Annotated in this window: 12 protein-coding genes; 6 read left to right on the top strand and 6 right to left on the bottom strand. The window is 43.3% G+C overall.

The features are described from left to right. On the bottom strand, window positions 1–640 hold a 640-nt coding region (gene rlmN / locus CXF82_RS09325), incomplete at its 3' end, for a dual-specificity RNA methyltransferase RlmN (protein ID WP_102044071.1). A 307-nt stretch (window positions 641–947) separates the two neighbouring features. Here rlmN and CXF82_RS09320 point away from each other — a divergent pair. Beyond that, on the top strand, window positions 948–2,024 hold the full coding sequence (locus tag CXF82_RS09320; RefSeq protein ID WP_102038960.1) for a CNNM domain-containing protein: 1,077 nt from the start codon (window positions 948–950) through the stop codon (window positions 2,022–2,024). Window positions 2,025–2,158: 134 nt separating this feature from the next. Next, window positions 2,159–3,901, top strand: a complete 1,743-nt coding sequence (locus tag CXF82_RS09315) for a bifunctional metallophosphatase/5'-nucleotidase (RefSeq protein ID WP_101093365.1) — start codon at window positions 2,159–2,161, stop codon at window positions 3,899–3,901. Between the two features lie 103 nt (window positions 3,902–4,004). Here the strand turns inward: CXF82_RS09315 and CXF82_RS09310 are convergent, their stop codons facing one another. The 4 genes from CXF82_RS09310 to CXF82_RS09295 all read right to left on the bottom strand — a co-directional run bounded on the left by CXF82_RS09310 (window position 4,005) and on the right by CXF82_RS09295 (window position 5,900). Beyond that, window positions 4,005–4,514 (bottom strand): GNAT family N-acetyltransferase, encoded by a 510-nt coding sequence (locus CXF82_RS09310; protein WP_257982758.1) that lies wholly within the window; start codon window positions 4,512–4,514, stop codon window positions 4,005–4,007. Window positions 4,515–4,527: 13 nt separating this feature from the next. Then, window positions 4,528–5,043, bottom strand: a complete 516-nt coding sequence (locus CXF82_RS09305; RefSeq protein ID WP_102044070.1) for a GNAT family N-acetyltransferase — start codon at window positions 5,041–5,043, stop codon at window positions 4,528–4,530. A gap of 132 nt (window positions 5,044–5,175) precedes the next feature. Next, on the bottom strand, window positions 5,176–5,478 hold the full coding sequence (locus CXF82_RS09300; protein ID WP_101093368.1) for an NrfJ: 303 nt from the start codon (window positions 5,476–5,478) through the stop codon (window positions 5,176–5,178). Window positions 5,479–5,672: 194 nt separating this feature from the next. Further along, window positions 5,673–5,900, bottom strand: coding sequence for a DUF3820 family protein (locus CXF82_RS09295; RefSeq protein WP_101093369.1), 228 nt, complete (start codon window positions 5,898–5,900; stop codon window positions 5,673–5,675). Window positions 5,901–6,467: 567 nt separating this feature from the next. Here CXF82_RS09295 and CXF82_RS09285 point away from each other — a divergent pair. The 4 genes from CXF82_RS09285 to CXF82_RS09270 all read left to right on the top strand — a co-directional run bounded on the left by CXF82_RS09285 (window position 6,468) and on the right by CXF82_RS09270 (window position 9,391). Continuing rightward, entirely contained in the window at window positions 6,468–7,211 is a 744-nt protein-coding gene (locus CXF82_RS09285) for a division plane positioning ATPase MipZ (RefSeq protein ID WP_101093371.1), read from the top strand. Continuing rightward, a complete protein-coding gene (locus CXF82_RS09280) occupies window positions 7,171–7,626 on the top strand; it encodes a CopG family transcriptional regulator (protein WP_101093372.1) in 456 nt (151 codons plus the stop codon). The genes CXF82_RS09285 and CXF82_RS09280 overlap by 41 nt, the downstream gene beginning before the upstream one ends. Window positions 7,627–7,848: 222 nt before the next feature. Continuing rightward, a complete protein-coding gene (locus CXF82_RS09275) occupies window positions 7,849–8,673 on the top strand; it encodes a M90 family metallopeptidase (RefSeq protein ID WP_101093373.1) in 825 nt (274 codons plus the stop codon). Between the two features lie 220 nt (window positions 8,674–8,893). Further along, window positions 8,894–9,391: a nuclear transport factor 2 family protein gene (locus CXF82_RS09270; RefSeq protein WP_101093374.1), complete on the top strand. Its 498-nt coding sequence runs from the start codon at window positions 8,894–8,896 to the stop codon at window positions 9,389–9,391. A 91-nt stretch (window positions 9,392–9,482) separates the two neighbouring features. On the opposite strand, the gene CXF82_RS09265 is transcribed toward CXF82_RS09270, so the two are convergent. Further along, entirely contained in the window at window positions 9,483–10,943 is a 1,461-nt protein-coding gene (locus CXF82_RS09265) for an HDOD domain-containing protein (RefSeq protein ID WP_102044072.1), read from the bottom strand. Between the last annotated feature and the right edge of the window lie 3 nt (window positions 10,944–10,946).

Genomic DNA, 10,946 nt, shown 5'->3' with positions numbered 1-10,946 from the left:
CGTCGCCAAGAATATCTAACGCTGGCACAACACCTGACGTCGACACGGTAACACGACGCTTAGACAAGCTAAAACCGAAATCATCTAACATGATATCCATTGCCGGAATAACGTTCTTCAAGTTAAGTAGTGGCTCACCCATCCCCATCATAACAACGTTAGTGATAGGGCGATCGCCGGTATCTTTCACAAAGCCAATAAAGTCAGCGACACGCCAAACCTGGCCAATAATTTCAGACACGGTCAGGTTACGGTTAAAGCCTTGAGCCCCCGTTGAGCAGAAGGTACATTCAAGTGCACAACCTACTTGAGACGAGACACATAAAGTGGCGCGATCTTCTTCCGGTATGTATACCGTTTCAACTTCTTGGCCATTACCTACGTCAATAGCAAACTTGATAGTGCCATCAGCTGATTTTTGATAACTTGAAATGGCAGGCGCAACAATTTCAAATTTACGCGCTAACTTTGCTCGTAATGCTTTGTTGATGTTAGTCATCTCTTCAAAGTCACTCACACCAAAGTGATAAAGCCATTTCATCAATTGATCGGCACGGAACGGCTTTTCACCCATTTCGGCAAATATCGCTCTCATCGATTTACGATCAAGATCTAATAAATTGATCTTCTTTTCACTCATGTATGTAACCTCAAAAACCTAAAACCTGCATCCGGGCGGCGAATTATACAGATCCTAACAAAATTTGGCCAGTAACCTAGGACCCCTAATATGCTCATGCTGCTATTTCATACACTTATACTCAATGTTTCATCCGCCAAACCAAAACAAACCCGCTAAGCAAAGGATAACGGACTCCATATAGAGTCAAAAACCGCTAAAAATAGCGTCTAAACTTCATTTGCTCATATCACGGATAATATAAACCTGTGCTAGAATCCGCTCAGACCAATGTTGGTCCGCCATTTGGAAGTGTAATTTCACCTGTATGATAACTCTTGTCATTATCGTTTTTGTCGCCATTACTATCTCTTTTCTTTGTAGTGTGTTTGAAGCAGTTTTACTCTCGGTCACACCCAGTTATATCGCCACTCTTGCCGCAACAAACCCCGCTGCAGCAACAAGGTTGAATAAGCAAAAAGAAAACGTTGAATCTCCACTCGTTTCTATCCTTACTTTAAATACCATTGCTCACACTGTTGGAGCCGCTGTTGCCGGCGCGCAAGCCGCTAAAGTGTTTGGTGACGAGATGTTAGGCGTATTTTCAGGTGTGCTTACCTTTCTTATTTTGTTCTTCTCAGAAATCATTCCTAAAACATTAGGTGCGAACTACTGGCGCTCACTTGCTCCAACAGTCTCAATCGCCTTAGTGTGGATGGAGCGTGCCACCTTGCCACTTATCTGGATGTCTAAGCAGGTAACCCAACTAATGGGTAAAGGCGATGAAGGTCAGTATATTCGTCAAGAGATGAGTGCAATGGCAGAAATTGGTAGAGTCTCTGGCGAACTAGACGAGCAGGAGTCAAAAATTCTGACTCAAATGTTGTCTGTTAAAGAGATGCCAGTCACCACCATCATGACACCTCGCACGGTGATGTTTAAGCTACCAATAACATTAACCCAAGGTGATTTTGCCACTAAATATATGACGAAACCCTTTACCCGTATCCCCGTTTACCAAGATGAACCCGATAATATTATCGGCTACATTAATCGTAACGACGTATTGCTGGCAGAGCGTAAAACGCCGAATGAGCCCATTGCAGTGCTGAAGAAGAACTTACTGGTCATTCCTGAGACTGCAAAAATTCTCCCTCTGTTTGAGTTAATGATTAAGCGTAATACCAAGATTGCGATGGTGGTTGATGAATACGGCTCTGGTGAAGGCATTGTGACGCTGGAAGATATCGTCGAATCACTTCTAGGACTCGAAATTGTCGATTCCAACGACCCTGTCACAGATATGCAGCAATTAGCGCGTAAATTGTGGAGTCGTAGAATGAAGCATAAAGGCATTGTGCTGTCAGACGACGGCGAGTTTGATGACAAGCCAGATAAGGGCTAATTATCTTGCATACCCAAGCCGCTTGGGTATCAATAAAAAAAAGGGAGCTTAGCTCCTTTTTTTAACCGCCAAAATCAGTATTTCACCAATCAGAATGGTAGTGCTATAATTCTTGTTTGGTTCTGAGGATTAAGATGACGTCTAATTACACTTTAAAACTTGCCCACATCAACGACACACATTCTCATTTCGACGCAAACCGACTGCAGTTTACGATATTCGAGCAACAACAAGCATTAACGCTATACACTCATAGTGGTGGATACGCACGTATTGGTTACCAACTATCTCAGGCCAAATTGTCGGCCAAAGCCAATCAGCAATCGTTTCTGTTCTTACATGGCGGCGACAGCTTTCAAGGCACACTTTACTTTAAAGAGTTCAAAGGCAAAGCCAATTCGGATCTGCTGAACCTGTTAAAGCCCGATGCGATGGTACTCGGTAACCATGAAATAGATGCAGGTAACGGCCCGGTCTTAGATTTCCTTAACGATATCCAGTTCCCTTTACTTGCGGGCAATATGGATCTAAGCCAAGAAAGCCAACACAAAACAGCACGATTGGCCTCGCACCCTAACCTTTATGATTACGACAACGACACGCAGACAGCCAAGTATATTTTAAAGCCACTGCAGGATAAACAAGTCGCTATTGTCGGGATCACGCTTGACCAAATGAAAGAGATTGCCCGCCCCGACGAAGATACGCATTTTATCAATGCCATTGAAACGACGAGGCGCACCGTCGCTAAGCTTCATGCTGAGGGTATTGTTCACATCATCGTGCTGAGTCATCTAGGGCTAGACCAAGACAAAATACTTGCCCAAGACGTTGATGGGATCAGTTTGATTGTTGGCGGCCATTCTCACACGCTGCAAGGTGATTTTCGCGAGTTGGGATTAAGCAATATGCCTTATGCGGAGCGCGTGAACAACACGCCGATTGTGCATGCTGGAAAATACGCCGAAAACATAGGCATCGCTGATATTACGTTTGATGACAAAGGCACAGTGACAGATCTTAACGGCGGCAATCATTTTATGCTCGACCAGCAATTTATATTGCAAGCGGGTGAAGGTGAAGTCAGCGCTGATAATTATCTGGCGATCCGCGCAAAACTTGACGCTAACCCGGCTATTTTTTGGGATGGCGAAGACAGTGTCATTCAGCAAGCCATCCTTAAAAAATATCGACCAACGCTTGATGCCCTCGACAATCAAATTCTCGGCTTTGTGCCAAGAAACCTCATTCATACACGCTTACCGAGCAAAGCACTGCCCCATGGCAGTGAGATAGCGCCTTTGGTCAGCCGGAGTATGTTCCAAGAAACTGTCGATATGGGCATTGAAGTTGATTTTGCACTGCACAATGCCGGTGGTGTTAGGCAGTCACTTAACAAAGGGCAATTAAGCCTTGCCGAAGTGATCGGCCGTATTTTGCCGTTTGACCTGCCTTTAGTGACCTACCAAATTCAAGGCCGCTGTCTATTTGAGATGTTAGAATCTGCCATTAATGCTGCCACGAATAATAGTGTCATCGGCACTGGAGCAGGCAGTTTCCCTTACACCTATGGCCTTAAGTATTTTTATGATGGCAGACAAACCTTAGGTGGACGGATCATTAAGCTTGAAATTATGCGCCACGTTGAAGGCATACCGCAGTGGTTTGATATTGACCCTGAACAACAGTATATCGGCGTGTCATCAGCATATACCGCATCAGGTAAAGAGGGTTACTCACCTATTTTACAGTCCAGCTGGCAGCGCAGTGTCGAGACGCTCACCTTAGCAGAAGCTTTTATTCGTTTTATGGCACGGCCGGAAACACTCGTGGACGTAATAGAGCCACAGGTGCATTACACTAGCCATAGACGTTAACCCTGATAGCTGCCCATTAGCGTTAGCTAACAGAACAGAACAGAACAGAACAGAACAGAACAGAGTACCTCGTTATTTGATGGGGTATTCTTTCAATCCAACGTCACTTATTTATCAGCACTTTACTCATGCTAAAGTTAACTAATACCTGCCCTGCGCGTGGATGTCGGTTCTTTGAAAGCACCTTATATCCCTGTTTTTCGAAAAAGGGCTTGGCTAAATAAGATGCCTCAACCGTGAGTTCTTTTATATGTTGCGCCGCAGCATACTCTTCTAAATAGCCGTAAAGTGCAGTGGCCACTCCTCTTCCGGTAAAATCAGGGTGACTAAACAGACAATCGATGTCAGCCGTAAGCACCTCTTCAGCGCTGTCCGATGGTTTAAGCTGTGCAGGCTTGAGGTTGATAAACCCCGCAATAACGCCTCTCTCAACCGCCACCCATGTTGTAGTAGGCTGTAACCTTGTAAGCCAATCTTGATGACTTCGAGGCGCTTGTGACCACACTGCACGTTCATCAGCACTATAGTGGCTACTGGCTCCCTGCGTGATACTCAGGTGAAACAAGGTCGCGAGTTGGTCGACATCCTGTTCAGTAAACAATCTCACACTCATCATTTTATCCAGCTTAACTTTGCTCCTGTACTGGCAGCACTTTACTCATTAAATAACCCATTATAATTTGACCGCGCTTTTCTTGATAACTGCGATGGTGGAGTCTAAAGCCATGAGAGAGAAACAGCGGTTTTGAAAGCTTAGAAGCATCCACTGACAAGTTACTGATATTGGCGGAAGTCGCCCAAGTTTGTAATTGCGTGAAAAGTGCAGTGGCGATCCCCCGATGTTGAAAATCAGGGTGGACATAGAGACTGTCAATATAGCCACGAGTATTAAAATGAGTCTCAAGGTTGACCAAACCGCAACAAAAAGGCACACCTTGTACATCACGTTCATCATCGATCATTAGCCAAGCTTTTGAGCGCGATAGCCTTTTGTGCCAATGGTAGCGGGAACGAGGCGAAGATGACCAAGCTTGTTTCTCTGCTATAGAGTAAACATCATCGGCGATAACATTAATGGCCAGATGAAATAAGTGGCTAACTTGGACCGCATAACACTTGCTATAAGGAATAATTCTGAGCATGGCAATCAATCAAACGAAACAATAGCGTTATTTTGCGCTAGTTCATGACAAAAGAAAACGGCGCAGACAAAGTCTGCACCGTTTTCTTATACTGTGATACCAGTTGAGCTCTTAGCTACAACCAGACCCGTATTACTTCTTGTCGATACTGCCAACAAACAATAGCTTGTCAAAAGTACGATTTAACGTTTTGCTGGCAAAGTCGCTCATCCACATCTGCTCTTGAACAACGACGTTATCGCCTTTCTTAACTTCAATTTGTGGACCCGCTGCCCAAAATGTTTGGTCAGCTTCTTTAATCTGTACATAGGTATAACCGCCGCCATTCATAGTATCCATGACAGTACCTTCATGCATAACACCTTGAGCCCAAGCGCTAGACATACCAAGAGCCAGTGTTGCTGCTGCAGCCAATTTAACTATTTTAGCTATCATCGGAAATTTCCTTTCAAAGTTATCAATTCAAATATATTAAAGCATGCAATAAAGCATAAATCTCTAATACTCTTCACTAATCATAACCTAATCTCCAACTATTAGACGCAACTCTCATTCCAAAGGAAATTTAGCCCTATCACGGAACTTTTTTAAGAAGCAATTAATACCCATTGCATTAAGTAATAAATCGGTCACCTTGCCCGTTTTACCTTGTCGAGCAGGGGTTGCAACATACCTTCAAGCCCATTGAGCTTCACTTCATACATTAACGCCAGTTGCTGCCCCAGCTTGCCCTCAGGAAAACCTTTTGAGTGAAACCACACCAAGTATGGCTCTGGTAATTCGAGTAAATAGCGCCCAGCATATTTGCCAAAGGGCATTTTCTGGCTAATCGCTTCTTGTAATAATGTCTCATCCACTGTGCTGCATCCGTGTTTATGACTGCTGCTGATTCATCGGCAAAGCCTAACATGGAGTAGGATTCAAAGGCGTCATTTTTTATAACGCGCTTATCGCTTTACATTCTCGAGCACTGAATGGGTACTAAGTGGTTATGACCCACGAACCCCATATAATCAATTAGTATATAAGTGATAGATAAAGGTCACTTTTGAAATATTAAACTTAAGAGTGATAACGATATTACCTAACTACTCGGTAAACACACCCGTTTAGACTACATATTTACGCCCTAAAAACCACCTAAGCCACTAATAAAATTAACAAATAAGCTTAGTAAGCCTTTTCACCGACTGAAGTGTCAAAAAACCAACGAAAGCGCTTTTTTTGTCAAAAATACTTCAACAGTCAATTGAAATAAAAGTGTCAAAAATCATACCGTTGACCTTAAGCCTATCGCAGCCTAAATTAATGTTACAGCTGTTGCATTGGGTGACAGAAGTTAATAAAGCTATCCCAATAAAACCAGTGCGCATCCAGCAGCTTCTTAACAGTCAGATAAATAAACGCGTACTTGAGGAAAAAGCATGATTATATTAGTTGGTGGTGAAAAAGGCGGTAGTGGTAAAAGCTGTTTAGCGCAAAATATTGCCGTTTTCTTAACAGCAGAATGCCAAGCTTCAGTGATTATGGTTGATTGCGATCCTCAACGTACCACTTCAGACTGGATCCATGCCAGAAATAACAACCCAGAATTACCCAGTATCAACTGTGTACAGTTATACGGAAAAATACGTAATGACTTACTCAGTCTTGAGCAACACTATGACTATGTCATTGTTGATTGTGGTGGCCAGGACAACCTCGCCCTTCGCGCAACAATGTCAGTAGCATCACATGTACTCATGCCGCTCAGACCTAAACGCCGAGACCTTAAAACCGTGAGTCATATGGATGATATTGTCGCAACATGTATGATGATTAACCCAAAAATGCGCGCAACATTTGTCATAACCCAATGCCCTAGTTTACCTAACCAAGCTAACCGTATTTTAGAAGCTAAAGAAGTGTGTAAAACCTATGACATCAACGTTCTTGATGCCATTACTTATAGCCGAAACATCTATGATGACAGTGAAGAATCAGGCTTATCTGTGTTGGAAATTGAACCACAGGGTAAAGCTGCCAACGAGATCCGTGGTATAGCCACCGAAATGCTACAAGTGACTAATGCAACAGAGATACGCAATCGTATCGCCGAAAAACAGATGAAAAAGATGAGAGGTGAATATGGGTCTGACAGATCTCAAGAAAAACTCTACGCTGTCTAAGTCTACTCATCATAAAATCCAGACATCTCAGTTAGCGTTAGATGATTTAATTGATGATTTCATCAATGATGCTAACCGCTATGCTGTCGGAGAAGCGCAACTTGCTCCCTCAACAAATAAGGTGATTGAGCTAAACTTTAACAAGCACCCATTGAATTTGTCTGCATTGAATGTTCTCGCTGACGATGTGTCCGTTGTAGCAAAATCGGCAACGGTTAAAAGAATAACAAAAGGAAATGCTCCGTTCAGAAAATCAACATTCACATTGAGTGAATCTGCCATTGCCCATCTGGCAACCTTGGCTGATGACGGTGATGTTGCCAAGTCAAAACTAGTGCGCTTTTTAATTGAACATCATTTTAATAAGACACAACAAGAGAGAAAAGAAATAGAGAAAAGTATTATTGTAGAGTAACCACCCTCCCAACTTAGCTGGCAGAAATGGAAACGTTTTTAATTATTGATCTGTCAGCCTTTTTTTATCCCATCAAGACTCCATCAACTGCTTATTTCCCATAAAAAATCCCGATATTGCACTTTTATCGTTGAATTCCAACTGCCCAGTCCACATATCATTAACATAAGCCACATTATCGGTAACGAGGATCTTGGCTTCACATGTTAATTAGGGATTCTGATGCTTGCGATTTTATTGATATTACTCATTAGCGGTAGCGCTATTTTTTGGATTGTTAGTCGAACATGGCGTGCCAACCGGCGCAGGAAAATGCTGACTCAAGCGCCCTTCCCCCAGGCTTGGCGTGTCATTCTGAAAAAGCGAATCCCCTTTTTCCGCTCACTTCCTACAGATCTGCAACTGCAGCTGAAAAAACATATCCAGGTGTTTATTGCAGAGAAACAGTTTGTCGGTTGTGACGGTCTAGAAATTGATGATGATATTCGCGTGACGGTGGCAGCCCAAGCATGCTTGCTGCTACTCAACCGCAAAACTGACTTCTACCCACACTTAAAAGAGATCCTTATCTATCCATCCGTGTTTGTCGTTAACAATGAACAACGCGATGCAAATGGCCTAGTGTCAGAGCGCAGTCGAGTTCTCTCGGGGGAGTCATGGCAGCATGGCAAAGTGATCCTATCGTGGCAAACCACCAAAGAGGGCGCAGCAGTGCCTGATGATGGCAGTAACGTGGTCATTCATGAGTTTGCTCACCAACTTGACCAAGAGGACGGTAATGCTAACGGCGCGCCTATATTAACCCGAACACAAGACTATGCATCTTGGTCAGCCGTAATGATGCAGGAGTACCAACAATTAGTTGAAGCCAGCCAACTGCAGCAATATTCATTATTTAGCTATTACGGTGCAACCAATCCGGCTGAGTTTTTTGCCGTGATTAGTGAAGTATTCTTCGAACAACCTCAAGCGTTTATAACCCAACATTCAGCGCTATATAAGGAGTTGAGCACTTTTTATAAGCTCGATCCTGTAAACTGGCAGTAGGACTGTAGACCTATCGCACTAATTTTTGCGATCCTTTGTGATGTAGCATAATGTATTCGTATCAGACTTAAGCGATGGCACCTAACGGGCTAAATGACATAACGCCCAGCTTGCTAAAACGGCGGCAAAAACAACCGTGAAAGATCAACAGCCCCTAATACATTATTGAAAATACAATCGATGAGATGCACTAAAACAAAACCAATATCATGAGGGATTTATGTTTAATCTACACCATAGAACATCAACATTATGGCGAGCAACACTATTAACATTGCTATTATTTGGATTCAATGCCGCTGCGCAAACAAGCAGCCAAAATGATGATAAGCAACAAGCAGCAGCCCTTCTGGACCACCTTAATATCTATTCAGCTAATGCTGATTGGGACAACTATTTTGACCTGTACGCTGACAATGGCATATTTATCGGTACAGATGTCAATGAACACTGGGATAAGGCGACATTTGAGCAATATGCGCGACCCACAAAAGGTTGGCGTTATGACTTAACCAGCCGAGTAATGACTCAGCATGGGGAGGTTATCTGGTTTGATGAAATTCTTAATAGCGCATCTTACGGAGTGAGCCGTGGCACAGGCACTTTGATAAAGACTGAACAGGGTTGGAAAATTGCCCAATATCATTTGAGCTTTCCCATTCCAAATGACATTGCAAAATCGATTACAACGCAAATAATTGCAGCTGACGCCCCTTAGCATAACGATAGCGCTTTAGAGTATGGGGGTACACGTCCCAATTAACATTGAGAGCGCCAACTAAAAAAGTAAAAAGTAAAAAGTAAAAAGGCTACTTAACTGCAGCAGAAAAACAGACATTGGAAAGTTCAGCAAAATGGCTAAAACCTACAAAATCCTCTTTGCTCAAGCGCCTTCCTGAAGTGTCTTTGTCGGCATATAAAACGCCAATCACCGTATGGTTCATAATCAAGGGCGCAACCATAAAGCCTGAAGGTGACGTCAATGCCCTTAATGTATCATCCATATAAAGCCGCCATTTACTTGAATGTGGATTATCAACAAACAGCGCACTCTTGATTTGAATAGACTCTTGAAACAGATTTTTATCTCCATTGAGATCGATAGTAAAATTGTTTTTCATCTCAGCTGCACCGTCGCCTAATACGATACGCGGCTGCAATGCCTTGCGGTTTGGGGTGAGCAACAACACCGCACATCGGTCAACCCCCACACCTTTTAACACTCCCTGAAGCGTTATCGACAAGACCTGGTTGAAATCAGCCTTGTTCAACGCACATTGCGTTAATGCCCGTAGACACTTTAACTGTTCAAACACATCGGCAGCTCTTATTACAGGCTGAGGCTCAGGGACATTGTGCTCAAGAATAAGTTGGTTTACATCTGGTAAAAAATCAATTAATACATGGGCGCCGTAAGCATCCGCCATGATTTCTGTGGCTTTATGACAGCGGATCATGCGCGCTTTTAATTCATCAATTTCAATATTTAAAATATTGGCGGTTTGTTTTAAGCGTTTAGATAATTCCAGTATCGATGGCGGTGTTTGCGACAGAAGCTGGCTAAGTTTGTTGGCAAGAAAGATACTGCGAATTTCAGGGGTACGTTCATCAGGCTGACTAAGCGATTTTATCAATACACTGCCTAACCCCCAGCTACGAGCTATACCGGCTGAAAGTTGTTGAAAGCTAGTGCCTAAAACCTCCCTAACAGCCTTGTCACGCTCCACTGTCGATTGGCATTTATTGAGCTTGGCGTCTAACACTAAGGTTTCTGCACAACCAGTCCCCCAAAAAGCGCTCTCTCCGATATGATAAAGAAGTGAAGCGATAAAGACCTCCTCTTGCAACTCCTCATCATGATCGTGCATCAGCATTTTGGTTAACATCGCCGCCTGAAAAGCCTGCGCCATTAAACCCAGTAGACGTTTATAAACCCCTTCAGACAAACCTTCAGTTTCCAGTAGGCTACTCAGTAACTTTGCAGTAATACAGATATTCTTTATCGCATCAAAACCCAGTACTACCGCCGCCTTACTGACCGTGGTCACCTGAGTGATGCCTTTACTGTAGGTGACGCTATTGGCCACCCGTAAAATTCGCGATGTAAGCGCGTTATCATGCATCACGCTTTGACCTAATATCGCCAGCGAAGAAATATCATCTTTAGCCAGTTTTTCTAACGTTTTAACTGTCGAGCATAGTGCAGGCATCTCCTGCTCACTGATCCTGTGCGTCCAATAGTCCGCACCTCTTAACTTAGTATCTTGTATGCT

The organism is Shewanella sp. GutDb-MelDb (assembly GCF_002836075.1).
Taxonomy (GTDB): domain Bacteria; phylum Pseudomonadota; class Gammaproteobacteria; order Enterobacterales; family Shewanellaceae; genus Shewanella.
Note: the sequence above shows the minus strand (reverse complement) of the source record. Positions and strands in the feature narration are given on the sequence as shown.